At 60.5% G+C, this 22966-nt stretch carries 27 protein-coding genes and 2 tRNA genes; 21 read left to right on the plus strand and 8 right to left on the minus strand.

Features of this window, described 5'->3' with window-relative positions; translation table 11 throughout:
- Positions 1-19 precede the first annotated feature (19 nt).
- Genes IGS58_RS08905 through IGS58_RS08930 form a run of 6 tightly spaced genes read left to right on the plus strand, consistent with a single transcriptional unit; the run spans position 20 to position 4488 of the window.
- On the plus strand, positions 20-349 hold the full coding sequence (locus IGS58_RS08905; protein ID WP_151096340.1) for an urease subunit beta: 330 nt from the start codon (positions 20-22) through the stop codon (positions 347-349).
- 1 nt (position 350) lies between these two features.
- The gene (ureC, locus tag IGS58_RS08910) at positions 351-2051 is read left to right on the plus strand and encodes an urease subunit alpha (RefSeq protein WP_230521133.1); all 1701 of its coding nucleotides are present in this window, start codon (positions 351-353) and stop codon (positions 2049-2051) included.
- A gap of 13 nt (positions 2052-2064) precedes the next feature.
- A complete protein-coding gene (ureE, locus tag IGS58_RS08915) occupies positions 2065-2589 on the plus strand; it encodes an urease accessory protein UreE (RefSeq protein ID WP_230521134.1) in 525 nt (174 codons plus the stop codon).
- On the plus strand, positions 2589-3269 hold the full coding sequence (locus tag IGS58_RS08920; RefSeq protein WP_230521135.1) for an urease accessory protein UreF: 681 nt from the start codon (positions 2589-2591) through the stop codon (positions 3267-3269). The genes ureE and IGS58_RS08920 overlap by 1 nt, the downstream gene beginning before the upstream one ends.
- Before the next feature lie 23 nt (positions 3270-3292).
- A complete protein-coding gene (ureG, locus tag IGS58_RS08925) occupies positions 3293-3931 on the plus strand; it encodes an urease accessory protein UreG (protein WP_070258073.1) in 639 nt (212 codons plus the stop codon).
- Positions 3928-4488: a HupE/UreJ family protein gene (locus IGS58_RS08930; protein WP_230521136.1), complete on the plus strand. Its 561-nt coding sequence runs from the start codon at positions 3928-3930 to the stop codon at positions 4486-4488. The genes ureG and IGS58_RS08930 overlap by 4 nt, the downstream gene beginning before the upstream one ends.
- On the opposite strand, the gene IGS58_RS08935 is transcribed toward IGS58_RS08930, so the two are convergent.
- Positions 4485-5096, minus strand: coding sequence for a 1-acyl-sn-glycerol-3-phosphate acyltransferase (locus tag IGS58_RS08935; RefSeq protein WP_034783164.1), 612 nt, complete (start codon positions 5094-5096; stop codon positions 4485-4487). The genes IGS58_RS08930 and IGS58_RS08935 overlap by 4 nt on opposite strands.
- A gap of 250 nt (positions 5097-5346) precedes the next feature.
- Between IGS58_RS08935 and IGS58_RS08940 the strand changes: the two genes are divergently transcribed.
- Positions 5347-5568, plus strand: a complete 222-nt coding sequence (locus IGS58_RS08940) for a hypothetical protein (protein WP_034783165.1) — start codon at positions 5347-5349, stop codon at positions 5566-5568.
- Positions 5569-5757: 189 nt separating this feature from the next.
- Here IGS58_RS08940 and IGS58_RS08945 read toward each other — a convergent pair whose 3' ends face one another.
- From IGS58_RS08945 to IGS58_RS08965, 5 genes are all read right to left on the minus strand, one after another.
- Positions 5758-6822 carry an alkene reductase gene (locus IGS58_RS08945; protein ID WP_230521137.1) on the minus strand — a complete coding sequence of 355 codons (1065 nt, stop codon included), beginning with the start codon at positions 6820-6822 and terminating at the stop codon, positions 5758-5760.
- Positions 6823-6885: 63 nt separating this feature from the next.
- Complete coding sequence (locus IGS58_RS08950; protein WP_230521138.1) at positions 6886-7182, minus strand: ArsR/SmtB family transcription factor; 297 nt, start codon at positions 7180-7182, stop codon at positions 6886-6888.
- Positions 7183-7322: 140 nt separating this feature from the next.
- Positions 7323-8495: a helix-turn-helix transcriptional regulator gene (locus IGS58_RS08955; RefSeq protein ID WP_070258084.1), complete on the minus strand. Its 1173-nt coding sequence runs from the start codon at positions 8493-8495 to the stop codon at positions 7323-7325.
- 74 nt (positions 8496-8569) lie between these two features.
- A complete protein-coding gene (locus tag IGS58_RS08960; protein WP_230522250.1) occupies positions 8570-9151 on the minus strand; it encodes a hypothetical protein in 582 nt (193 codons plus the stop codon).
- Between the two features lie 158 nt (positions 9152-9309).
- Positions 9310-9669 (minus strand): DUF1304 domain-containing protein, encoded by a 360-nt coding sequence (locus tag IGS58_RS08965; RefSeq protein ID WP_230521139.1) that lies wholly within the window; start codon positions 9667-9669, stop codon positions 9310-9312.
- A 211-nt stretch (positions 9670-9880) separates the two neighbouring features.
- Between IGS58_RS08965 and sugE the strand changes: the two genes are divergently transcribed.
- Entirely contained in the window at positions 9881-10201 is a 321-nt protein-coding gene (gene sugE / locus IGS58_RS08970) for a quaternary ammonium compound efflux SMR transporter SugE (RefSeq protein ID WP_034783172.1), read from the plus strand.
- Between the two features lie 23 nt (positions 10202-10224).
- Positions 10225-10554: an SMR family transporter gene (locus IGS58_RS08975; protein ID WP_070280339.1), complete on the plus strand. Its 330-nt coding sequence runs from the start codon at positions 10225-10227 to the stop codon at positions 10552-10554.
- A 162-nt stretch (positions 10555-10716) separates the two neighbouring features.
- On the opposite strand, the gene IGS58_RS08980 is transcribed toward IGS58_RS08975, so the two are convergent.
- On the minus strand, positions 10717-11679 hold the full coding sequence (locus IGS58_RS08980) for a succinylglutamate desuccinylase/aspartoacylase domain-containing protein (protein ID WP_080753417.1): 963 nt from the start codon (positions 11677-11679) through the stop codon (positions 10717-10719).
- Positions 11680-11817: 138 nt separating this feature from the next.
- Between IGS58_RS08980 and IGS58_RS08985 the strand changes: the two genes are divergently transcribed.
- Positions 11818-12930, plus strand: a complete 1113-nt coding sequence (locus IGS58_RS08985) for an acyltransferase family protein (protein WP_230521140.1) — start codon at positions 11818-11820, stop codon at positions 12928-12930.
- 3 nt (positions 12931-12933) lie between these two features.
- Here IGS58_RS08985 and IGS58_RS08990 read toward each other — a convergent pair whose 3' ends face one another.
- Positions 12934-13398, minus strand: coding sequence for a hypothetical protein (locus IGS58_RS08990; protein WP_230521141.1), 465 nt, complete (start codon positions 13396-13398; stop codon positions 12934-12936).
- A gap of 136 nt (positions 13399-13534) precedes the next feature.
- Here IGS58_RS08990 and IGS58_RS08995 point away from each other — a divergent pair.
- The 11 genes from IGS58_RS08995 to IGS58_RS09045 all read left to right on the plus strand — a co-directional run bounded on the left by IGS58_RS08995 (position 13535) and on the right by IGS58_RS09045 (position 22837).
- Positions 13535-13611, plus strand: a tRNA-Val gene (locus tag IGS58_RS08995).
- An 80-nt stretch (positions 13612-13691) separates the two neighbouring features.
- Positions 13692-13768 (plus strand) — tRNA-Val (locus tag IGS58_RS09000).
- Between the two features lie 210 nt (positions 13769-13978).
- On the plus strand, positions 13979-15886 hold the full coding sequence (gene thrS, locus IGS58_RS09005; protein WP_230521142.1) for a threonine--tRNA ligase: 1908 nt from the start codon (positions 13979-13981) through the stop codon (positions 15884-15886).
- Between the two features lie 12 nt (positions 15887-15898).
- On the plus strand, positions 15899-16459 hold the full coding sequence (gene infC / locus IGS58_RS09010; protein WP_205711303.1) for a translation initiation factor IF-3: 561 nt from the start codon (positions 15899-15901) through the stop codon (positions 16457-16459).
- Between the two features lie 227 nt (positions 16460-16686).
- On the plus strand, positions 16687-16884 hold the full coding sequence (rpmI, locus tag IGS58_RS09015) for a 50S ribosomal protein L35 (RefSeq protein ID WP_038493025.1): 198 nt from the start codon (positions 16687-16689) through the stop codon (positions 16882-16884).
- Between the two features lie 26 nt (positions 16885-16910).
- Positions 16911-17270 (plus strand): 50S ribosomal protein L20, encoded by a 360-nt coding sequence (gene rplT, locus IGS58_RS09020; RefSeq protein ID WP_010399214.1) that lies wholly within the window; start codon positions 16911-16913, stop codon positions 17268-17270.
- A 270-nt stretch (positions 17271-17540) separates the two neighbouring features.
- A complete protein-coding gene (gene pheS, locus IGS58_RS09025) occupies positions 17541-18557 on the plus strand; it encodes a phenylalanine--tRNA ligase subunit alpha (protein WP_034751917.1) in 1017 nt (338 codons plus the stop codon).
- Positions 18558-18635: 78 nt separating this feature from the next.
- Positions 18636-21062 carry a phenylalanine--tRNA ligase subunit beta gene (gene pheT / locus IGS58_RS09030; RefSeq protein WP_230521143.1) on the plus strand — a complete coding sequence of 809 codons (2427 nt, stop codon included), beginning with the start codon at positions 18636-18638 and terminating at the stop codon, positions 21060-21062.
- A 169-nt stretch (positions 21063-21231) separates the two neighbouring features.
- Positions 21232-21579 carry an integration host factor subunit alpha gene (locus IGS58_RS09035; protein WP_010399205.1) on the plus strand — a complete coding sequence of 116 codons (348 nt, stop codon included), beginning with the start codon at positions 21232-21234 and terminating at the stop codon, positions 21577-21579.
- Between the two features lie 10 nt (positions 21580-21589).
- Positions 21590-21994, plus strand: a complete 405-nt coding sequence (locus IGS58_RS09040; RefSeq protein WP_034783182.1) for a MerR family transcriptional regulator — start codon at positions 21590-21592, stop codon at positions 21992-21994.
- A gap of 210 nt (positions 21995-22204) precedes the next feature.
- On the plus strand, positions 22205-22837 hold the full coding sequence (locus IGS58_RS09045) for a response regulator (RefSeq protein ID WP_034783185.1): 633 nt from the start codon (positions 22205-22207) through the stop codon (positions 22835-22837).
- Positions 22838-22966 lie beyond the last annotated feature (129 nt).

Raw genomic sequence — 22966 nt, forward strand, 5'->3', positions numbered from 1 at the left:
GACATTACAGGAGCCGGTCATGACCCCAGGCGAATACAAATTGGAAGAAGGCGAAATCAGCTTGAATGTCGGACGCGCCACGGCCACCGTGGTAGTGGCCAACCGGGGCGACCGGCCTATCCAGGTGGGCTCGCATTTCCACTTTTTCGAAGTCAACCCTGCGCTGTCCTTCGAGCGCTGGCGCGCCTACGGCATGCGCCTCAATATCACGGCCGGCACGGCCGTGCGCTTCGAGCCGGGCCAGCAGCGCACGGTGGAACTGGTGGCGCTGGCGGGCGAGCGCAAGGTCTACGGCTTCAATGGCGCAGTGATGGGCGAACTGCAAGATACTCCACCGGGAAAGGATTGAGATGGCCAGCATTCCCCGCAGCGCGTATGCCGAAATGTTCGGCCCCACCAAAGGGGACCGCATCCGCCTGGCCGACACGGAATTGTTCATCGAGGTCGAGCATGACTATGCGATCTACGGCGAAGAGGTGAAGTTCGGCGGCGGCAAGGTGATCCGCGACGGCATGGGCCAGTCGCAGCGCAGCGCTGCCGAGGTGATGGATACCGTCATCACGAATGCCGTCATCCTCGACCACTGGGGCATCGTGAAGGCGGACATCGGCTTGAAAAACGGGCTGATCTTCGGCATCGGCAAGGCGGGCAATCCGGACATCCAGCCCGGCGTGACCCTGGCTATTGGCGGCGCCACCGAGATCATCGCCGGCGAAGGCATGATCGTCACGGCCGGCGGCGTCGATACCCACATCCACTTCATCTGCCCGCAGCAGATCGAGGAAGCGCTGATGAGCGGCGTGACCACCATGCTGGGCGGGGGCACGGGACCGGCCGTGGGCACGGCCGCCACCACTTGCACACCGGGGCCGTGGCACCTGCACGCCATGCTGGCGGCGGCCGATGCTTTCCCGATGAATCTGGGCTTCATGGGGAAAGGTAACGTCAGCCTGCCGCTGCCGCTGGAAGAGCAGGTGCGCGCGGGCGCCATCGGGCTGAAACTGCACGAAGACTGGGGCAGCACGCCGGCCGCCATCGACAATTGCCTGTCCGTCGCGGACCGCATGGATATCCAGGTGGCGCTGCACAGCGATACCCTCAACGAAGGCGGTTTTCTCGAACACACCTTGGCCGCCTTCAAGGACCGCACCATCCACACGTTTCACACGGAAGGGGCGGGTGGCGGCCATGCGCCCGACATCATCGCCGCCGTGGGCCAGGCCAACGTGCTGCCTTCGTCGACCAATCCCACGAGGCCCTTCACCGTCAACACGCTCGACGAGCACCTGGACATGCTGATGGTGTGCCACCACCTGGACCCGGCGATTGCCGAAGACGTGGCCTTTGCCGAGTCGCGCATCCGCCGCGAAACCATCGCCGCGGAAGACATCCTGCACGACATCGGTGCCATCTCGATGATGTCGTCCGACTCGCAAGCCATGGGGCGAGTCGGCGAAGTGATCATGCGCACCTGGCAGACGGCGCACAAGATGAAGGTGCAGCGGGGGCCGCTGGCGCCCGATACGGCGCGCAGCGACAATTTCCGCGCCAAGCGCTACATCGCCAAGTACACGATCAACCCGGCCATCACGCATGGGATCTCGCACGTGGTGGGCTCGATCGAGGCGGGCAAGATCGCCGACATCGTGCTGTGGAAGCCGGCCTTCTTCGGCGTCAAGCCCTCGATGATTCTAAAAGGCGGCATGATCGCGGCCGCGCAGATGGGCGACCCGAACGCCTCGATCCCCACGCCGCAGCCCGTGCACTATCGCATGATGTTCGGCGCCTTCGGCGGCGGCCTGAAAAAGTCGTTTACGTTTGTCTCGCAGGCGGCCTACGAGCTCGATATCGGCCACCAGCTGAAACTGAATAAATCCGTCATCGCCGTGAAGAACATGCGCGGCTTGCGCAAGCACGACATGATCCACAACAGCGCCACGCCGCACATGGAAGTGGACCCGGAAACCTACGCCGTGCGCGCCGACGGCCAGCTGCTCGTGTGCGAGGCGGCCGCCGTGCTGCCGATGGCGCAGCGCTATTTTCTATTTTAAGCAGGAGACAATCATGCTCACATTGCATACCAAGCTGGCACCTGGCGATGAACGCGCGCCGTTTGCGCAACTGGTGCTGCCCTACGATCAGCGCGAAAAATGCCGGCTGCGCGCCGTGCTGTCGACTGGCGACGACGTGGCCGTGTTTACCGTGCGCGGCACGGTGCTGCGCGACGGCGAGCGCATGACGGGGCCGGATGGCCAGGTGGTGCAGATCGTCGCCGCGCGCGAGCCAACCTATCTGGTGCGCTGCGCGGACGCGCATACCCTGCTGCGCTGCGCTTTTCACCTGGGGAACCGCCACACGCAGGCGCAGGTGGGCGACGGCTTTTTGCGCATCCGCAAGGACGTGGTGCTCAAGGAGATGCTGGAAGGCTTGCAAGCGACTGTGACGGAAGAAAGCGCGCCGTTCGAGCCGGAAGCGGGCGCGTATGGCGGCGGCCATGGCCACCACGACGGCCATGGCCAGCATTTGCTGGCGCCCGTGCCGCTGCGGCAGAAAATCCACCGCCCCGGCGATACCCCGGGCACCGTCTGATGCAGGCGTCGGCCCTGCTGCATCTGCTGCAGTTCGCCAGCCCGGCCCTGCCGATCGGCGCCTACAGCTATTCGCAGGGGCTGGAGGCGGCGCTCGAATCCGGCCTGGTAGTGGATGCGGCCACGGCGCGCGCGTGGATCGCCCAGCATCTGACGCACGTGGTGGCGCGCTGGGAAGCGCCGCTGTGCTGGCGCTTGATGCAAGCGTTCGAAGCACAGGATTTGTGCGCCGTGCAGCGCTGGAGCGAGCGTTTCATCGCTTCGCGCGACACGGCGGAATTTCGCGCCGAAACCATCCAGATGGGCTATTCCTTGACCCGCCTGCTGGCCGAGCTGGGCGTGGCCGACGGCGTTCTGATCGACATGCTGCAGGGGCAGCCGGAAGTGGCCTTGCCCACGGCCTATGCCTGCGCCGTGGCGGCACTGGCCATTCCGCGCGAGCAGGCGCTGCTGGCCATGCTGTTTGCGTGGGCGGAAAACCAGGTGCTCGTCTGCGTGAAATCCGTGCCGCTGGGACAGGTGGCGGGCCAGCGGCTATTGCTGTCGCTGCGGCCGGAGCTGGAAGCGGCGGCCCTCACGGCGCAGACGTTACCAGACGACGAGATGGGCAACTGGGCGCCCGGCCTGTCGCTGCTGTCGATGCGGCACGAAGTGCAGTACAGCCGCCTGTACCGCTCCTGAACACTACTACGAGAGACAACAACATGACATCGATTACCTCAAACCCCCTGCGCGTAGGCATCGGCGGGCCCGTCGGTTCGGGCAAGACGGCCCTGTGCGAAATGCTGTGCAAGGGCATGCGCGAGCGCTACGACATGGCCGTCATCACGAATGACATCTACACCAAGGAAGACATGGAAATCCTGCTGCGCGCGGATGCCTTGCCGGCCGAGCGCCTGATGGGCGTGGAGACGGGCGGCTGCCCGCACACGGCCATCCGCGAAGACGCGTCCATCAACCTGGAAGCGATCGCGCGCATGCAGGCAGATTTTCCGAATCTCGATTTGATCCTGGTCGAATCGGGCGGGGACAATCTGGCCGCCACCTTCAGTCCGGAATTGTCGGACCTCACCATTTATGTGATCGACGTGGCCGGCGGCGAAAAAATTCCGCGCAAGGGCGGGCCCGGCATCACGCGTTCCGATTTGCTCATTATTAACAAGACGGACCTGGCGCCGTATGTGGGGGCCAATCTGGACATCATGGCGCAGGATGCCAAACGCATGCGCGGCGAGCGCCCCTTCGTGTTCACCAACCTGCGCAGCGGCGACGGCGTGCAGATCGTTATCGACTTTATCCGCGAGCAAGGTTTGCTCGATCAACCAGGCAAGGAGCTGCAATGAGCGCAAGACTGATGAAGAATACGGCCGCCGTGGCGGCGCTGTGCCTGCTGGCCTTGCCCGCCATGGCCCACCCCGGCCATGGCGAGAGCGCCGGTTTCCTGGCCGGTTTCGCCCATCCGTTCACGGGCATCGACCATTTGCTGGCCATGCTGGGCGTGGGCATCTGGGGCGGCCAGCAGCGCCGCGGCTTGGCCCAGCCCGCCACTTTCCTCGGCATGATGCTGCTCGGCGCGCTGGTCGGCATGGCGGGCGTGGCGGTACCCGGGCTGGAAACGGGTATCGCCGCCACGGTGGCGCTGGTGGGACTGGCCATCGCGCTGGCGCTGGCCTTGCCGAACTGGCTGGGCATGGGATTGGTGGGCATGTTTGCGCTGGCGCATGGCAATGCGCATGGCCAGGAATTGCCGGCTGCCTCGGCCGCGTGCGGTTTCCTGCTGGCTTCGGCCATCTTGCTGGGGGCGGGACGTTTCATCGGCCAGGTACTGGCCGAGCGCATGCTGCGTGTGGCCGGCGTGGCCTTGACGGCTGCCGGCGTGGTGCTGATGGGAATGAATTAAGCGCCGGGGCGACGTTCCGACAGCACGATGGGCGCCGCCTTTTCAGGATGCAAGCCCTGATGGCCCGCATACACGGCAGCGATGGCGGCCATGTCGGCGTCCTTGTCGCCCGTCAGATAGATATGGTCGACGACGCCCAGCACCTTGTTCGGGTAGTCGATATACACCAACAACAGCGGCACCTTGGCGGCCAGGGCCAGGTGATAAAAGCCGCTTTTCCAGTTCGGGCGGTAGCTGCGCGTCGCTTCCGGCGTGATGGCCAGCCAGTACCAGTCGGCGGCCAGCATGCGCTCGGCCTGGCGCTGGATCGTGCCGCTGGTGGTACTGCGGTCGACGGGTTCGCCGCCGAGGTAGCGCAGCACCTTGCCCATCGGGCCGCGGAACAGGGAATCCTTGGCCAGCCAGCGAAATGGCAGGGACAGCGCCCATTTGCCGAACAGGCCCACCATGAAATCCCAGTTGGATGTGTGCGGGTAGACGACGGCGATGCCGCGCGGTCCCGGCAGGGGACGGAAGCGCATGCGCCAGCCAAACAGGTGCAGCACGCGCAGCGCGCAGCGCTGGTGCCAGGTCGGCAAGTCGCCCGCTTTTACAAATAAATCGTCCATTGATACCCTTCAGTGACACTGTTCTTAATGGGATGGCGCTGGTGGCCATTTTCCTTGAAGCAAAAATTCTGCGCAGGCATTCTATACGGGGCTGGCGATGGCGACAAGCAGCCGAGGCCGCTATTCATGCGGTGTCGAGGCGGTTGCTGCCGCTATTTTAACGATGCTTGGTCACTGTGTCGGGCACTAAATGCGCACAATGTGGTCAAAACTTGACGCAGCGTTGATCCACCCGACATGGAGCCATGGCATGAAAAACAACATCGACGATGTAAATGGGGAGCATGTGCGAACGGACAAAGCGATGGCCGAGCTCGTCGAGCGGGGCGTCGCTTTTCATCACACCCTGGGACGGACGGTAGCGACAGCCTATTTGCGCGAACACGCGGTACCGGTCGAGGTGATACGCCGGGTCTTCAGCAGCGTGCAGGCGCGTCGTCCGGCCCGGCCGGCACGGCGCCGATGGCGCTGACGATGGGGAGCGGCGGTGTCATTAAAAAAAGCGGCGAAAACGGCGGGCGCCGCGATCGTCACGCAGTGAGTTGCGTTGGTATCGTTGCGTCCGCAGCCAGTGGGGGATGAGCGGGGATGAGCAGCTTAGTGCCGCTCAGGGAGCTCTCAGGGTATTCTCAGGGAGTCTCAGGGAGCCTCAGGGAGCCGTTCAGGCTTGTACCGCCAGTGCCGGGTAGTCCGTGTAACCGGCAGCGTCCGCTGCGTACAGGGTATCCGGGTTCAGGGGATTCAATGGCGCGTCGCTGTGCAGGCGGATGGGCAGGTCGGGGTTGGCGATGAACCACAGGCCAAAGGCCACGGCATCGGCTTCACCGTTGGCCAGCAGGGCTTCGGCCGCCGCCTTGTCCATTTTCTCATTGGCAATGTACACGCCGCCAAATTCCTGCTTCAGGTACGGGCCTAGGCGGTCGTCACCCAGCGCTTCGCGGGCGCAGATGAAGGCGATGCCGCGCTTGCCCAGCTCGCGTGCCACATAGCCGAAAGTGGCGCGCGGGTCGGAATCGCCCATGTCGTGCGCATCGCGGCGTGGTGCCAGATGCATGCCGACCCGGTCGGCGCCCCATACGTCGATACAGGCGTCCGTCACTTCCAGCATCAAACGGGCGCGGTTTTCAACCGAGCCGCCATAGTTGTCGGTACGCAAGTTGGTGCTGTCTTGCAGGAACTGGTCGAGCAAATAACCATTCGCACCGTGGATTTCCACGCCGTCGAAACCGGCTTTTTTCGCATTTTCGGCGCCCAGGCGGTAGGCTGCCACGATGCCGGGGATCTCTTCCGTGTCCAGCGCGCGTGGCGTGACGAATTCCTGTTTCGGGCGCAGCAGGCTGACGTGGCCGGCCGGCTTGACGGCGCTGGGCGCCACGGGCAAGTCGCCATCGAGGAAGACGGGGGCGGAAATGCGGCCCACATGCCACAGTTGTAATACGATCAAGCCGCCTGCGTCATGCACGGCCTGGGTGATGTGTTTCCAGCCTTCCACCTGTTCTTCGGACCAGATGCCCGGCGTGTCGGCATAGCCCACGCCTTGGGGCGTGACTGCCGTCGCTTCCGAGATGATCATGCCGGCCGAAGCGCGCTGCGTGTAGTACTCGGTCATCAGGGCGTTGGGCACGCGGCCCGGGTTGCCGGCGCGCGAACGCGTCAGCGGCGCCATGATGATGCGGTTTTTCAGTTGCAGACTGCCGATGGTGATGGGGTCGAATAAAGTTGCCATGATTGTCCTTGTGGGTGCCGTTCAGGCGGTGTTGAGACGGGGTTGTCAAGATGAACTATGTGCTTACAAACCTTGCTGCATGTGTTCGAGGAAGGCTGCGATGGTGGCTTCATTGCGGCTGAAGAAACTCCATTGGCCCACCTTGGTGGCCGAAATCAGGCCTGCCTTCTGCAAGCTGGCCAGGTGCGCCGAGACCGTCGATTGCGACAGGTTCAGGCGGCGGTCGATCAGGCCGGCACACACGCCCAGGTGCAGCGGGTGATCCTGCTCCTGGAAATACAGCTGCGGCTCTTTCAGCCATTGCAAAATCTGCCGGCGCACCGGATTGGCCAGCGCCTTGTGGATGGCGTCGATATCCATATTGTTTCTCCTGAACATACAATTCGCTTTTCAGCGATGTATATATCGTAGTTGTTCAATTCTAATATCGCTGTTTTACGATATATCTATCTTACGATATAAATGAAAAGCGTGCTGGCGGCGCGCGTTTTTGAACGGATTCAGGCGGGTAGGGGATTGCGCTGCAGCACGGCCGGGCCCGTCAGCACGATGCGCACCAGATCCACCTGGCGCTGGGCGCCGGCCTTGGCTGTGGCGCTCTTGATCTGCGTGCGCGCCGTGTGGATGGAAATGCGCTGTCGTTCGGCGTATTCCTGCAAGGAATAGCCGTTGACGAGCGCTTCCGTCAGGCGCGCCTCGGCCACCGTCATGCCATAGAAATTGCGCAGGGTGGCGGCCAGGGAGGTGATCAGGTCGCTGCTATCGCTGAGGAAAACGGCGATGGCGCTGGCCGAGCCGAACGGACTGTGCCAGGAAGGCAGGGGCGTGACGCGCAGGCGCAGCTGTTCGCCCGTCAATCCATTCAGGTTGAGCACGCCGCCGGGACCGCCTGCCGCCGTCGTGCCCGTTTGGGCCGCCTCGTGCAGCATGCGCCGCAGCGCGCCGTTGTCCGCTTCGCGCGGGCAATACAGGGGTGCGCCTTCGCGCAGCTGCAGCAGCCGCGTCGACGCCGTCATGGCCAGTGCTCGCTCGTTGGCGTACAGCAGTTGCGACGTGGCATCGAGCAGCAGCACGCCAAACGGCAGCAATTCCAGCACCTGCGTGGAACTCTGGGACAGCACTTCCAGCCGGCGCAGCTTGCGCTGCAGGGCAAAGGCCGTTTGCAAATGCGGCATCAGGCTGCGGACCAGCGCCAGTTCGCCCGCGTCATAGGCGCCCGCCTGTTCGCGGCGCACCACGGTGACATTGGTGGAGCGCTCGGCGCGCAGTTCGACGATGGCCGCCGCCGTATAAAAGATGTCTTGCGGGCGCAGCCAGTCGTTCCAGTATTCGGTTTTCTTCAGGCAATGGTCGGGAAACAGCATGGAGCCGGTGACGACGGCACCCTCGCGGTGCAGGGTGGCGTCTTCCAGCCAGACATTGCGCGCGCCGTAATAGCTGGCAAAGCTGGCCATGGCATCCGACTCGAAGCCATACGTGGCGGACAGGCCGCTGCCGGGCAGCTGGACGTCGACCGAGCGGTTGCTGAAATCATTGGCCCAGATCAAACCCGCGTGCGATTTCAGTTGTCGCGCAAAGGCGGCGAGGAATTGCGACCAGGCGCCATGCCGCGTGGCCGCTTCGTAGATCAGGGCAGTCAGTGCCTGGCTGGCGACGGCGAGCGATGGCGTCATTGGCGATCCTCATGGCGGCAAGCGGTGGACAAGACACATCTGGGGGCGGCCCTTGCTACGGCCGCCCGGCTTCCCTAGCGCGATTCCAGCCAGCTTTTGCCGCCGGATGTGCACGTGCTGAGGCTGGCATACTGGCTGACATAGTTATAGCCGCTGCCGCAGCCGCCTTCGCCCGATTTGACGGGACCGTAGCAAGCGCCTTCATAGCTGAGCTTACCACTGACGGTGGTGCTCTTGACACAGAAATTGTAGTTGCTTGCCGTCGTGTTGTTGGGCAAGGTTGGGCCATTGTTTTGCCCGCAGCCGAGCTCCTTGCTCACGGAGCGCGCGTAGTCGACCATTTTCTGGTACGTGCCGCTGTAATAGGTATCGGCAACGGTTTTCTGCCCCTGTTTGCAGGCGGCGACCACGCTGTCGTATCCCGAGTCCGCCTGGGCGTAGTTGCCCGATACCTGGATGCCGCAGGCGCTGGCCTGCTTGCGTTCCGTATCGCTGATCAGGTTGCTGTACTGGCAGTTTGCCGAGGTGCCGCTGGTGCCGCCGGCGCTGGTGGAACCGCTGCCGGAACCACTGCCGTCGCTGCCGCCGCCACCGCAGGCGGACAGCATGAGGCAGCCGAGCAATGTGACGGCAAAGGTGGTTGGATGTGCTTGCATGATTTCCCCTGTGGACTGTGACTTGCCACCATGTGTCTGGTGGTATTTTTGCTACAAGGAATTGTATCGGGCATGTTTTTTGGAAACATCACCCATTTGGGGTATGCGCAGGCAGTGCTGAGCGGGCCAGGGCGGCCGGCTGGCCGCCCTGGCAGGTATCAGGCGAAGTGGAACAGCAGCAGGGCGATGACGGCAGGCACGGTTTGCAGGTAGAGGATGCGCGTCATGACGGTCGCTGCGCCCCACACGCCGGCCACGGCGATGCACGCCAGGCCGAACACGGTGAATGCATAGGCGATGGCCGCGTCCGGGTGAAAAAAGCCCAGCGCCAGGGCGGCGACGAGAAAGCCGTTGTAGCAACCCTGGTTCGACATGGCGGGACGCACGATCTCCGCCTTTTCCTTGGACAGGCCAAACACCTTGCGTCCGCGCGCATCGAACAGCACGGTTTCCAGCAGCACGATGTAGACGTGCAGCAGCAGGATGAGGGCGGTAAGGATTTGGGCCATAAGTAGCATCATTGTTCCCGAAAGTGAATGGATGCGGCAATTATGCTGCCATCAGCATGTTTTTTGGCAACTTTCGATTGGAGCGGCCGCACTAGAAAAATGTGCTGACGGCAAGAGTTTTCGCCCAATGGTATACTTTTCCCTTTGCTCCAGTGGGGACGACCCTGCTCGATGACGGGGCTGTATGGCGGGGACGACCCTGCCGCCTCGGGAGAAAAGTATGGCGTGGATCATTCTGGTATTGGCGGGCTTGCTGGAAATCGGCTGGGCCATCGGCCTCAAATACAGTGCCGGCTTTACCCGCCTCGTGCCATCCGTATTGACCGCCATTTCCATGCTGGGCAGCGTAGTGATGCTGGGCCTGGCGCTGCGCACCTTGCCACTGGGCACGGCCTACGCCATCTGGACGGGCATCGGCACCGTCGGCACGGCCATCTTCGGCATCATGGTGCTGGGCGAGCCGGCCAGCGCCGCGCGCATCGCCTGCATCGCCCTGATCGTGTCGGGCATCCTGGGCTTGAAACTGCTCAGCCCACAATAAAGGATGCCAGCATGAGTCTCGCCATGACGTATTTCTACCTGGCTATCGCCATCATCGCCGAAGTCATCGCCACCAGCGCCTTGAAGGCGTCCGAGGGCTTCAGTCGCTTGTGGCCCAGTGTCATCACCGTGATTGGCTACAGCATCGCCTTCTGGTGCTTGTCCCTGACCTTGAAGGTCATTCCTACCGGCATCGTGTACGCCATCTGGTCGGGCGTGGGTATCGTGCTCATTTCCGCCGTCGGCTGGTTCTGGTTCAAGCAAAGCCTCGACACGCCGGCCTTGATCGGCCTGGGGCTGATCATTGCCGGCGTGCTTGTCATTAACTTGTTTTCCAAGTCGGTCGGCCACTAAGAGCTTATCCCAGTAGCTGAATACATCCCCTGCTGGCGCCCCTCAGAAGCGGGGAACTGCGTTGATCGTCGTCGCGTGGCTCGCCACGCGTCCTCCTCACGCCTTGTCCGCGCTCCTGATGAACTACCAGCAGATGACGCTCCCTACTGGAATAGGCTCTAATCAAAAGCTGGCGGCGACCCTTGCCAGGTAATACCACTCCGCATTCGCCGCCGCATTGACGTCCGGGAACAGGATGTAGGCGTCGAATTCGGCCGTCACGGGCGTGCCGTCCGCGCGCACGCCGATCTGCTCGCCCTGTTTGACCTTGTCAAAGCTGGACCAGGTCTTGATGAAGCGGTCGCCCGCATCGAGCTTGTCGTGCACGACGACCATGTTCAGCGCTTCCATGTCGGCGTCGGCGATCGCTTCCGGCTGCGGCGCGTCGATGAAACCCAAAAAAGCCAAGGTGTTCATGATGGCGCGGTAAGCAACATCCGGCGCGGCCGGGTCCGCGTGCTGGCCGCATTCCAGGGTCAAGGCGTAGCCGCCCGTCGAGCGCATGTATTCCGTCGTGCCCACGCCGTAGCGCAAGACCAGGCCCACCTGGTCGCTATTGCCCAGGCGGCGCTGCACGCCCTGGCCGTACGCATGCAGCCAGCCGTCGACGAAGCGGCGCACGCCCAGGCGGCGCGCCAGCGCGCGTTCCTTTTCTTCATGTTTAAACGGTTGCAGCGGGCCGTCGTTGTTGCGTGGTCCGACCATGACGAAGGGCTGGCTGTCGGCATTGAACGAGTGCAAGTCCAGCAGCACGTCGTGCTGGCCCAACAGCGGGCACAGCCAATTGGCGATGCGGTCTTCGAAATCCTGCGGATTGTCGTTCGGGAACAGATTACGGTTCAGGTTGCGGTCGCCGCTGCGCACGCCCTTGGCATAGGCCAGCGGATTGGTGATGGGCACGAAGGTGACGCTGCCGGCCACGATGGAGAGGGCGCCGCTGTCGAGTTCAGCCATCACGCGGTGAATGCCCTTGGTGCCGCAGGTTTCATTGCCGTGCACGGCGCCCGTGACGATCAGGCGCGGGCCGCTGCCCTGGCCCGTGTAGTTGATGGATTTGAAGTGGAGTGCGCTGCTCATGCTGGACATATCCTATGCTGTTGCGGGAAGGGAAAGCGGGATCGGCATATTTTAGCGGGATTCCCCGTGGACGCCTGTAAAAAGTTGGCCATGGCGGCGTGCGGCGTGGCATGATCGGCGCCACCGTTGTTTTCCCTTGCCGATTCCATGTCCAGTACGTCCCATCCTTCCCGCCTGTACGGCCTCGATACCTTGCGCGCGCTGGCCATCGTGCTTGTCTTCATGAACCATTATTTGCTGTTCGTTAGCGAGGATGGGGCGTTTGGTTTCTGGGGAGAAATCGGCTGGGTGGGCGTGGACCTGTTCTTTGCCCTCAGCGGTTATCTGATCGGCAACCAGATTTTTGCGGCCTTGCGCAGCGAACATGGATTTTCCTTGCCGCGTTTCTATGCGCGGCGCTTCCTGCGCACCTTGCCCAGTTTTTATGCCGTGCTGGCCCTGTATTACTTGTGGCCCGCGTTCCGCGGCGATAGCGCGCTGCTGCCCCTGTGGAAATTCCTGACCTTTACGCAAAACATCAATCTGACGCCGGGTACGGCGTTTTCGCATGCGTGGTCCTTGTGCGTGGAAGAACAGTTCTATGTGCTGCTGCCGGCCGTGGCCCTGGTGATCGCCGCCTGCCGCAAGTCGCTGCTGTGGGCCTGGCTGGCCGTGGCCGCCAGCTTTATCGTCGGCATGCTGGTGCGCGCCTATTTGTGGGATGAATACGTGCAAGTGCCGCGCGGCGGCCTCGGGTATTACAAGTATATTTATTACGCGTCGTGGTGCCGCTTTGACGAGCTAGTGGCGGGCGTGGCGCTGGCGCTGCTGAAGAACTACCACCCTGGCGCCTGGTCGCGCCTGACCTCTTACGGTAACCGCAGCTTGCTGGCGGGAATCGCGGGCACGGCGCTGATGTTTTATGTGTTTCTCACCGATCACTATGGCTATTGGGTGACGGTGTTCGGCTATCCGGCCCTGGCCGCCAGTTTTACTTTATTGCTGATCGCCGCGCTGAGTCCCGCCAGTGCTTTGTATCAACTGCGCGTGCCCGGTGCGGCCAGCCTGGCCTTGTGGTCGTATGCGATCTATCTGCTGCACAAGCAGCTGTGCATTTTGCTGCGCCCCTTGTTGCAAGACTTTGGCTACGGGCCGGATGGCCTCACGGCGATACTGGTCAGTATCGCTGTGAGCATCGTCACGGGCTGGCTCTTATATAGATTGGTGGAAACGCCGTTCATGCGCTTGCGGGCGCGCTACGTTCCCGCGAATCATGCGTGACGGCTACATGTCGATTACATCGAGCCCCCGTGGCGTGCCCACCAGCAATTCCAGGATGGCATGCACGCGCAGATTCGTGTCTTCGTGCTCCGTGTTGCAGATCAGGGCGCGCAGGCCGGGTACGGCTTCCGTGATGTGGTCGCTGGCGTAGGCATGGATCAATAACAAGACCAGGTCCGTGGCGCCCGCGCCGGGCTGGCGCCGCAGCCGGTCGTGGATCACGTTCAGCAGCGCGCGCTGCATGCGCGGCGTGGGATTGGTGATGTAGGCGAAGACGCTCGGCGTATTGGCAATGGCCGCGCAAATGCGCCGTTCGATCTCGTCAGGTTTTACGTCGGAGGCGATATCGAAATACGCGGCTTCCCAGTGCGTGCGTGCATACGGGTGGCCGGGGGGGAAGGAGTCGGCCGTTTCAAAACCGCAGATGCGGCTCAGGGTTTTCAGCCAGGCTAATATGGTGGAGTTCATGCCGCGATTCTAGCGGCATTCCGCGTGCGCAGGGCCTACTCTATATAAAGGGGGCTGACGCCCGGAGAGTGATTAAAGTTTCCTGTAAAACAGCCCTTGTCATTCTGGGAAAGCCTCTCTATAATGCTGGTCTTCGGGGCGGTTAGTTCAGCTGGTTAGAATACTTGGTCGACATCCAAGGGGTCGGGGATTCGAATTCCTCACCGCCCACCAGAATTTGGCAGTAGATGGTTTTTAAGCTGGCGCAAGCCGCAAGCGGTCATTTGAAATACAATGATCAACAAAAGTTTTACGGGCGGTTAGTTCAGCTGGTTAGAATACTTGGTCGACATCCAAGGGGTCGGGGATTCGAATTCCTCACCGCCCACCAGAATGCAGTTAGAGAGAAAGGTAAAACCGGTTATGACACCGCGAACTACTACCAAGCTTTGGGAGTGACGCTAGTCGAACGGGTTTCCTTTGTCTCAAGAAAGTGAAAAACGCGGCTAGTCCGCGTTTTTTTGCGTCTGCGTTTTCCTTTCAGTATTTTACCCATCACATTGCAGTTTTACCTGGCGCCAGCGCCGATATGGAGATCAATATGCTTACAATCCGACTTCCCGATGGTTCCGCCCGTCAATTCGACGGCCCGGTCACCGTGGCCCAGGTTGCGGCCAATATTGGTACCGGTCTGGCCAAGGCTGCGCTGGCCGGCAAGGTCGACGGCAAACTGGTCGATACTTCCTATCTGATCGAGCAGGACGCGGAACTGGCGATTGTCACGGACAAGGACGCGGACGGCCTGGAAGTGATCCGCCACTCGACGGCCCACTTGCTGGCGTATGCTGTCAAGGAATTGTTCCCTGACGCGCAAGTGACCATCGGTCCCGTGATCGACAACGGCTTTTACTATGATTTCGCCTACAAGCGTCCGTTCACGCCCGAAGATTTGACGGCGATCGAAAAGAAAATGGCGGAACTGGCCAAGAAGGATGAGCAAGTCACGCGCAAGGTTGTCGCGCGCGACGAAGCCATCGAATACTTCAAGGGTATCGGCGAGGCGTACAAGGCGGAGCTGATCGGCTCGATTCCCGCCGACCAGGAGGTGTCGCTGTATTCCGAAGGCAAGTTCACGGACTTGTGCCGCGGCCCCCACGTGCCATCGACGGGCAAGCTGAAAGTCTTCAAGCTGATGAAGCTGGCCGGCGCCTACTGGCGCGGCGACTCGAAAAACGAGATGCTGCAGCGTATCTATGGCACGGCCTGGGCCAAGAAGGAAGACCAGGAACTGTACCTGCACAATCTGGAAGAGGCGGAAAAGCGCGATCACCGCAAATTGGGCAAGCAGCTCGATTTCTTCCATTTCCAGGAAGAAGCGCCAGGCCTGATCTTCTGGCATCCGAAAGGCTGGTCGATCTGGCAGCAAGTCGAGCAATACATGCGCAATGTGTATCAGGTCAACGGCTACCAGGAAGTCAAGGCGCCGCAAATTCTGGACCGTGGCCTGTGGGAAAAAACCGGTCACTGGGACAATTACCGTGAAAACATGTTCATCACGGAATCGGAAAACCGCGCCTATGCGCTGAAGCCGATGAATTGCCCTGGTCATATCCAGATTTTCAACAATGGCATGCGCAGCTACCGCGACTTGCCATTGCGCTACGGCGAATTCGGTCAATGCCACCGCAATGAGCCGTCGGGCGCCTTGCATGGCATGATGCGCGTGCGCGGCTTTACGCAGGATGATGGTCACATCTTCTGCCTGGAAGAGCAGATCGCCGGCGAAGTGACGGCGTTCCACCAGCAGGCGATGGATGTGTATACGGCTTTCGGCTTCACGAATATCGATGTGAAACTGGCCTTGCGCCCGGATAACCGCATCGGTACGGAAGAGTCGTGGGATTTCGCCGAGGAATCGCTGCGTTCGGCCTTGCGCGCCTGCGGCGTGAAATGGACGGAATTGCCGGGCGAGGGCGCGTTCTACGGTCCGAAGATCGAATACCACCTGAAAGACAGCCTGGGCCGCGCATGGCAAGTGGGTACCGTGCAGATCGATCCGTCGATGCCGGGCCGCCTGGGTGCGGAATACGTGGCCGTGGACAATACGCGCCAGGTGCCCATCATGCTGCACCGCGCGATCGTCGGTTCGCTGGAACGTTTCATCGGCATCCTGATCGAACACTATGCGGGCGCCATGCCGCTGTGGTTGTCGCCAGTGCAAGTGTCGGTGTTGAATATTTCCGACGCTCAAGCCGACTATGTACAGGAAGTTACAACAAAACTGCGCAAAGCGGGGCTGCGCGTACAGGCTGATTTGCGTAACGAGAAGATTACCTATAAAATACGTGAACATTCCGTACAAAAATTGCCTTACATCTTAGTGATTGGCGACAAAGAGCGGGATGCGAATACAGTGGCCGTGCGGGCGCGGGGCAATGTCGATCTGGGCGTCATGTCCGTCGATGCCCTGATTGAGCGACTCAAACATGAAGTCGACACCAAGGCCTGACGAGGAAACTCGCTGCACGACCGTCTTACAAGATTTTTAAAGGAAATTACAATAGCTACTGACAAGTCACATCGCATCAATGGCGAAATCACTGCCCCTGAAATGCGTTTAAGCGGGGTCGATAACGAGCCACTCGGTATCGTAAGTTTGGCTGAAGCCTTCCGCCTGGCGGAAGAGGCAAACGTCGACCTGGTGGAAATTGCGCCTACCGCGCAGCCACCGGTGTGCCGTTTGATGGACTACGGCAAATTTAAGTATTCGGAGCAAAAGAAAGCTCACGAAGCCAAATTGAAGCAAAAGATCATCCTCGTGAAGGAAGTCAAATTCCGTCCGGGGACTGATGATGGTGACTACAATATCAAGTTGCGTAATCTCATCAAGTTCCTCGAAGATGGCGATAAAACCAAGATCACCTTGCGTTTCCGCGGTCGTGAGATGGCGCATCAGGATATTGGCTTCCGCATGCTGGAACGTCTGAAAGCCGACCTGGAGCCGTACGGCCAGGTCGAGCAGTTCCCGAAGATGGAAGGCCGCCAAATGATCATGGTTCTTTCGCCTAAGAAGAAGAAGTAAGCTACAATAGCGTTTTACTGTGGATCGACGTGGTTTGTGCCTGCATGGGCGCGACACCAGATTCCAGGCAGAATTTGCGCGGCCCGGTCAGCAATGCCCGGGCCGCGTGAACTGTAGTGGACTCGCATCCGCTGCACAACATGTGAAAGCAGGCATCTAAGCGCAGCGTCGTGTTGCCACCTGCAATCCTGTTATAAATGGAGCTGTCCGTAAGAGGACAGATTGCTATGCCTAAAATGAAGACCAAAAGCTCCGCGAAAAAACGTTTTCGCGTGCGTCCAGGTGGAACAGTCAAGTCGGGTCACGCGTTCAAACGCCACATCCTGACCAAGAAAACCACCAAAAACAAACGTCAGTTGCGCGGTACCCGTAACATCAACGCATCGGATGTCACATCCGTCATGCGCATGATGCCGACTGCTTAATCTCACACTCAATTTAAGGAGTTACTATGCCTAGAGTAAAACGTGGGGTTACAGCTCGTGCCCGTCATAAAAAGATTCTTGTTCAAGCTAAAGGCTACCGTGGTCGCCGCAGCCGTGTATACCGTGTTGCCAAGCAAGCAGTTATGCGCGCTGGCCAATACGCTTACCGCGATCGCCGCAACAAGAAACGCGTTTTCCGCCGCCTGTGGATCGCCCGTATCAACGCCGCTTCCCGTGAGCATGGCGTAACGTACAGCGTATTCATGAACGGCTTGAAAAAAGCAAATATCGAACTGGACCGTAAAGTCCTGGCCGATATGGCTGTGATGGACAAGCCAGCATTCGCTGCGATTGTCAACGCAGTTAAAGCAAAAATCGCTGCGTAAGCATCGGTCATTGCACAACGTCATCCGTAGGGTGACGTTAGAACGGCGACCGACAAAATCGTCGCGAGCGGAAGGGAGTTGCGGTCGAGAAGCGCAACCGTACGAAGGTACGGTGAGCATCGCACACCGTAAATCACGACGCGCAGCAGATTAGGTCGGTTGTCATAAAGAGCGGGGCAGGGGTGTGAACCTTATGCCCCGTTTCCGTTTTTGATTGTTGGACTTTAGATAAGCGAGTCCAGAATTGATGTCCAAAACAGGAAATGCCGCATGAACTCCCTAGAAGAACTCGTCGTCTCGGCCCAGGCTGACTTTATCGCCGCCGCAGACGCTGCCGCACTTGAAAACGCCAAAGCCCGCTACCTGGGCAAGACTGGCCAGATTACTGAAATGATGAAGGGCCTGGGCAAGCTGGACCCGGACGCGCGCAAGGCGCAAGGCGCCCTGATCAACGCCGTCAAAGTGCAGATCGAGGACGCGCTGACGGCGCGCCGTGACGCACTGGCCGATGCACAGATGCAAGGCCGTCTGAACGCCGAAGCGATCGACGTGACCTTGCCAGGCCGTGGCCGCATGCCCGGCGGCATCCATCCCGTGATGCGCACGTGGGAGCGGGTCGAGGAAATCTTCCGCTCGATCGGCTTCGACGTGGCCGACGGCCCCGAAATCGAGAACGACTGGACCAACTTCACGGCGCTCAACAGCCCGGAAAACCACCCGGCCCGTTCCATGCAAGACACGTTCTACATCGACGGCAACGATACCGATGGCAAGCCCTTGCTGCTGCGCACGCACACGAGCCCGATGCAGGTGCGCTATGCGCGCACGCACACGCCGCCGATCAAGGTCATTGCGCCAGGCCGCACCTACCGCGTCGACAGCGACGCCACCCATTCGCCGATGTTCCACCAGGTCGAAGGCCTGTGGATCGCCGAAGACATCAGCTTTGCCGACCTGAAGGGCGTGTACCTGAATTTCGTCAAGGCGTTCTTCGAGACGGACGATTTGCAGGTGCGCTTCCGTCCATCGTACTTCCCGTTCACGGAACCGTCGGCCGAGATCGACATCGCCTTTGGCTCCGGTCCATTGAAAGGCCGTTGGCTGGAAGTGTCGGGCGCCGGCCAGGTGCATCCGACCGTGGTGAAGAACTTTGGCCTCGATCCCGAGAAATTCATCGGTTTTGCTTTCGGCTCCGGCCTGGAACGCTTGACGATGCTGCGTTACGGCATCAACGACCTGCGCCTGTTCTATGAAGGCGATTTAAGGTTCCTGAAGCAATTCAACTAAGCGTTGTTCCGTTTGATTCATTGCGCTTGAGCGCCTGTGCGCTCGCGCTGTGAGCTTTGACCCTTTGAAGGCTTGATTATGCAATTTTCCGAAAACTGGCTCCGTACCATGGTCGATCCGAAGATGACTTCGGACGAACTGGCCCATCTGCTGACCATGTCCGGTCTCGAAGTCGAGGACGTCGATCCTGTCGCCCCTCCGTTTTCGAACGTGGTGGTAGGCCTGGTCCTGGAGATGGAAAAACATCCGAATGCGGACCGTCTGAATGTGTGCCAGGTCGATGTCGGCACGGGCACCATGCTCAACATCGTCTGTGGCGCGCCGAACGTGCGCCCGGGCTTGAAAGTCGTGTGCGCGATGGCGGGCGCCGTGCTGCCGCCTGGCGCCGATGGCAAGCCGTTTGAAATCAAGGTGGGCCAGCTGCGCGGCGTCGAGTCGCAAGGCATGCTGTGCTCCGCGCGCGAATTGAAATTGTCGGAAGAAAACGCCGGCTTGATGGAATTGCCGGACGACGCGCCGATCGGCCAGAATTTCCGCGATTACTTTGCGCTCAACGACTTGAAATTCACCATCAAGTTGACGCCTAACAAGGCGGACTGCCTGTCCGTGCTGGGCGTGGCGCGCGAAGTGTCGGCCTTGACGGGCGTGCCCCTGAATGCGCCGCAGTTCCGCACCGTGCCAGTTTCCAGCGACGAAATCCTGCCCGTGAAAGTCAGCGCGCCAGACCTGTGCGGCCGTTTCACGGGCCGCGTCATCCGCGGCTTGAACGCAAAGGCAGCCACGCCGGACTGGATGAAGCAGCGCCTCGAGCGCAGCGGCCAGCGTCCGCTGTCGGCCCTGGTCGACATTTCCAACTATGTCATGCTGGAGTTGGGCCGTCCCAGCCACGTGTTTGACCTGGCAAAGATCCACGGCAGCCTCGACGTGCGTTGGGGCAAGAAGGGCGAATCCGTCAAGCTGTTGAATGGCAATACCATCGCCGTCGACGAGTGGATCGGCGTCATTGCCGATGAGCAGGAAATCGAATCGCTGGCCGGCATCATGGGCGGCGACGCCAGCTCGGTGTCGGACGATACGGACAGCATCTACCTGGAAGCGGCATTCTGGTGGCCGAACGCCATTCAAGGCCGCGCGCGCCGCTTGAATTTCTCGACCGATGCGGCACACCGCTTCGAGCGCGGCGTCGATTTCGCCACCACCGTCGAGCACATCGAGCGCATCACGGCCCTGATCGTGGAAATCTGCGGCACGCCGGCCACGACCGTCGGTCCTGTCGACGACCACGTGGTGAACCTGCCGCAGCGCCAGCCCGTGTCGATGCGCACGGCGCGCGCGCAAAAAGTCATCGGCGTGCCGCTCAACGATGAGCTGATCGCCGATATCTTCACGCGCCTGGCCCTGCCATACACCCTGGCGGACGGCGTGTTTTCCGTGACGTCGCCCAGCTACCGTTTCGACATCGAGATCGAGGAAGACCTGATCGAGGAAGTGGCGCGCGTGTACGGCTTTGAAAACATCCCGACCTTGCCGCCCGTGGCCGCGAACGTGATGCAGATTGCACCAGAAAATACCCGCTCGCTGTTTGCGGTACGTCATGAGTTGGCCGACCTGGGCTTCCAGGAAGTGGTTAACATGAGCTTTGTCGATACGGCATGGGAACGCGATTTCTCGGGCAACACGAACCCGATCAAATTGCAGAACCCGATCGCCAGCCAGATGAGCGTGATGCGTTCCTCGCTGATCGGCAGCCTGATCGCCAATGTGCGCTACAACCTGAACCGCAAGACGAACCGCGTGCGCATCTTCGAAGTGGGCGCGATCTACCAGCGCGACGACAGCGTGGAAAACGGCCCCTTGTCGGTGGCTGGCTACGCCCAGCCGAAGCGCGTGGCGGCCATGGCCTACGGCGCGGTTGCCGACGAGCAGTGGGGCCAGGCTGCGCGCACGGTCGACTTCTTCGACGTGAAGGCGGACCTGGAAGCGCTGTTTGCACCGCTGGTCCTGCGTTTCACCAAGGCGGAACATCCGGCCCTGCATCCGGGCCGTTCGGCCAATGTGGAGCTCGATGGCAAGGTCATCGGTTTCATCGGCGAATTGCACCCGCGCTGGATGCAAAAGTACGACTTGCTGCTGGCGCCCGTGCTGTTCGAAGTCGACGCCGCTGCCTTGACGCAACGAGTCGTGCCGGCGTACCAGGAAATCTCGAAATTCCCTGGCGTCAGCCGCGACTTGGCCGTGGTCGTCAAGCAATCGGTGGCCGTGCAGGATCTGCTCGACAGCTTCCATGCCGCCGCCAAGTCGAGCCCGGCAGCGCGTATCGTGCAAGCCATTGTTTTATTTGATGAATATCGTGGAAAAGGGCTGGAAGTGGATGAAAAAAGCCTTGCTTTCCGGATTAGCTTGCAAGATACTCAAAACACCCTGCAAGACGATGTCGTCGACGGCCTGATGGCTGTCCTGATCGATGCGGCCAAGCAGGGCCACGACGCGAAACTGCGTTCGTAATTACCGGACGGCCGTCGCCTTGCGTGACGGCCTTTCCGTCGTCAACCGTAGACGAGCTTGCCATGTGGCGGGCTCGGGCGCACAGAAAAGGCAGGGCAGGAAAATTAATAACAGCGACGTTGATTCCGCCGTACTGCAATCCGCACTGGCCGCCGATTTGCATCGGGCCATGCTGGTTGCCAAAGTGCGCCAGGAAGCGGAAAAAGATTTACCCACCTTGACCAAGGCGGAACTGGCCGAACTGTTGTTCGAGCAAGTGGGCCTGAACAAGCGCGAAGCGAAGGATATGGTCGAGACCTTTTTCGACGAGATCCGCAACGCGCTCGAGCGTGGCGAGGCCGTCAAGCTGTCCGGTTTCGGCAATTTCCAGTTGCGCGACAAGCCGCAGCGGCCCGGCCGCAATCCGAAGACGGGCGAAGAGATTCCCATCACGGCGCGCCGTGTCGTGACCTTTCATGCGAGCCAGAAGCTGAAAAGCATGGTCGAAGAGACCAGTCCGCTGGCACGTGCTGCCTGAGTGAGTGGCGATGAACGAGCGCATCAGTAAAACCGAGTTGATCGCCTTGCCGCCCATTCCGGCGAAACGCTATTTCACGATCGGCGAAGTGAGCGAATTGTGCGGCGTCAAACCGCACGTGTTGCGCTACTGGGAGCAGGAGTTTTCCCAGCTCAAGCCGGTCAAACGACGTGGCAACCGCCGTTATTATCAGCACCATGAGGTGCTGCTGATACGCCGCATCCGCGAATTGCTGTACGAGCAGGGCTTTACCATCAGCGGCGCGCGAAACAAGCTCGACAGCCGTGGCGCATCGCATGCCATCCTTGACGAGTTGCCAGTGCTGCCGGCCATGCCCGTTGTGCCGCAGGAAGCGCCGCTGGACCGCGTGTGGATACGCAATGAATTAATTGCGATTTTAAACTTGCTAAAATAAGATTTGTACCAATATAGGTGGGGTTGTCCGGTAGCAGTTGACTAAGTTGACTATACTGCATGGGCGCTCCGTCTTGGCGTTGACGCTACCGTACGGCGCGCCATATTTTGAATATAATGTTAATGTTGCGTTTTTGTTAGTGACGCTAAGCCGGAGCAGCGTTCAGGTTCCGGTAGTCTTTCCCAGGCCAGGAAAATTTAAGGGGAAACAATGATACGCGTTGCCATTTGTGATGATCACCAAATAGTACGAGCTGGATTCAAACAGATTTTTTCGTCGTCAAGCGATTTCAGTGTGGTGGCGGAAGCCGGTACGGGGCGTGAAGCCCTCGATATCGCCCGCCGCGAAATTTGCGATGTATTGTTGCTCGATATAGCCATGCCCGATCAGAGCGGCATCGATACCTTGCGCACGATCCGCCAGGGCCAGCCGGAATTGCCCGTGCTGATCCTCAGCGGCTATCCCGCGCAGCAATACGCGCTGAACCTGTTCAAGATGGGCGCGAATGGCTATCTGAACAAGGAGTGCGAAGCCGACGAGCTGATGACGGCCGTGCGCACCGTTTTCCAGGGACGCCGCTACGTCAGCTCCACCGTCGGTGAATTGCTGGCGCAATCGTTCGACCGCGACACGAATGCCGCCCTGCATACGGAATTGTCGGATCGCGAGTTCCAGGTCTTCCTGCGCCTGGCGCGCGGCGCCACCGTGTCCGATATCGGTGTCGCCTTGTCGCTGAGCATAAAGACGGTGAGTACCTACCGCACGCGCATCATGGAAAAAATGGGCTTGCAATCGAACAGCGACTTGACCTATTACGCAATGAAAAACAATTTGCTTGACTAGCGCTGCGGTGCGATCATGGAAACATGATCGCTCAGCCAGCTGGCCAGCACGACTTGTGCAGTGCAGCAGTTTGTGGCGAGGACTATAATTGGCCGGCGCCGGCGCTCTCTCCCGCGCCGAACCTTGCTA

The organism is Janthinobacterium sp. EB271-G4-7A (assembly GCF_020858075.1).
In the GTDB taxonomy this organism is placed as follows: Bacteria; Pseudomonadota; Gammaproteobacteria; order Burkholderiales; family Burkholderiaceae_D; genus Janthinobacterium; species Janthinobacterium lividum.

What these genes read in the sequence shown, in the direction of transcription:
- sugE (WP_034783172.1), top strand. Translation starts at nt 9,881, where the DNA reads ATGGCGTGGATCATTCTGGTATTGGCGGGCTTGCTGGAAATCGGCTGG.
- ureE (WP_230521134.1), top strand. Translation starts at nt 2,065, where the DNA reads ATGCTCACATTGCATACCAAGCTGGCACCTGGCGATGAACGCGCGCCG.
- rplT (WP_010399214.1), top strand. Translation starts at nt 16,911, where the DNA reads ATGCCTAGAGTAAAACGTGGGGTTACAGCTCGTGCCCGTCATAAAAAG.
- ureG (WP_070258073.1), top strand. Translation starts at nt 3,293, where the DNA reads ATGACATCGATTACCTCAAACCCCCTGCGCGTAGGCATCGGCGGGCCC.
- IGS58_RS08950 (WP_230521138.1), bottom strand. Translation starts at nt 7,182, where the DNA reads ATGGATATCGACGCCATCCACAAGGCGCTGGCCAATCCGGTGCGCCGG.
- pheS (WP_034751917.1), top strand. Translation starts at nt 17,541, where the DNA reads ATGAACTCCCTAGAAGAACTCGTCGTCTCGGCCCAGGCTGACTTTATC.
- IGS58_RS08960 (WP_230522250.1), bottom strand. Translation starts at nt 9,151, where the DNA reads ATGCAAGCACATCCAACCACCTTTGCCGTCACATTGCTCGGCTGCCTC.
- IGS58_RS08930 (WP_230521136.1), top strand. Translation starts at nt 3,928, where the DNA reads ATGAGCGCAAGACTGATGAAGAATACGGCCGCCGTGGCGGCGCTGTGC.
- IGS58_RS08980 (WP_080753417.1), bottom strand. Translation starts at nt 11,679, where the DNA reads ATGTCCAGCATGAGCAGCGCACTCCACTTCAAATCCATCAACTACACG.
- IGS58_RS08945 (WP_230521137.1), bottom strand. Translation starts at nt 6,822, where the DNA reads ATGGCAACTTTATTCGACCCCATCACCATCGGCAGTCTGCAACTGAAA.
- IGS58_RS09040 (WP_034783182.1), top strand. Translation starts at nt 21,590, where the DNA reads ATGAACGAGCGCATCAGTAAAACCGAGTTGATCGCCTTGCCGCCCATT.
- rpmI (WP_038493025.1), top strand. Translation starts at nt 16,687, where the DNA reads ATGCCTAAAATGAAGACCAAAAGCTCCGCGAAAAAACGTTTTCGCGTG.
- IGS58_RS08935 (WP_034783164.1), bottom strand. Translation starts at nt 5,096, where the DNA reads ATGGACGATTTATTTGTAAAAGCGGGCGACTTGCCGACCTGGCACCAG.
- IGS58_RS08985 (WP_230521140.1), top strand. Translation starts at nt 11,818, where the DNA reads ATGTCCAGTACGTCCCATCCTTCCCGCCTGTACGGCCTCGATACCTTG.
- IGS58_RS09035 (WP_010399205.1), top strand. Translation starts at nt 21,232, where the DNA reads ATGCTGGTTGCCAAAGTGCGCCAGGAAGCGGAAAAAGATTTACCCACC.
- IGS58_RS08975 (WP_070280339.1), top strand. Translation starts at nt 10,225, where the DNA reads ATGACGTATTTCTACCTGGCTATCGCCATCATCGCCGAAGTCATCGCC.
- ureC (WP_230521133.1), top strand. Translation starts at nt 351, where the DNA reads ATGGCCAGCATTCCCCGCAGCGCGTATGCCGAAATGTTCGGCCCCACC.
- IGS58_RS08965 (WP_230521139.1), bottom strand. Translation starts at nt 9,669, where the DNA reads ATGCTACTTATGGCCCAAATCCTTACCGCCCTCATCCTGCTGCTGCAC.
- IGS58_RS08940 (WP_034783165.1), top strand. Translation starts at nt 5,347, where the DNA reads ATGAAAAACAACATCGACGATGTAAATGGGGAGCATGTGCGAACGGAC.
- thrS (WP_230521142.1), top strand. Translation starts at nt 13,979, where the DNA reads ATGCTTACAATCCGACTTCCCGATGGTTCCGCCCGTCAATTCGACGGC.
- IGS58_RS08990 (WP_230521141.1), bottom strand. Translation starts at nt 13,398, where the DNA reads ATGAACTCCACCATATTAGCCTGGCTGAAAACCCTGAGCCGCATCTGC.
- pheT (WP_230521143.1), top strand. Translation starts at nt 18,636, where the DNA reads ATGCAATTTTCCGAAAACTGGCTCCGTACCATGGTCGATCCGAAGATG.
- IGS58_RS09045 (WP_034783185.1), top strand. Translation starts at nt 22,205, where the DNA reads ATGATACGCGTTGCCATTTGTGATGATCACCAAATAGTACGAGCTGGA.
- IGS58_RS08920 (WP_230521135.1), top strand. Translation starts at nt 2,589, where the DNA reads ATGCAGGCGTCGGCCCTGCTGCATCTGCTGCAGTTCGCCAGCCCGGCC.
- IGS58_RS08955 (WP_070258084.1), bottom strand. Translation starts at nt 8,495, where the DNA reads ATGACGCCATCGCTCGCCGTCGCCAGCCAGGCACTGACTGCCCTGATC.
- IGS58_RS08905 (WP_151096340.1), top strand. Translation starts at nt 20, where the DNA reads ATGACCCCAGGCGAATACAAATTGGAAGAAGGCGAAATCAGCTTGAAT.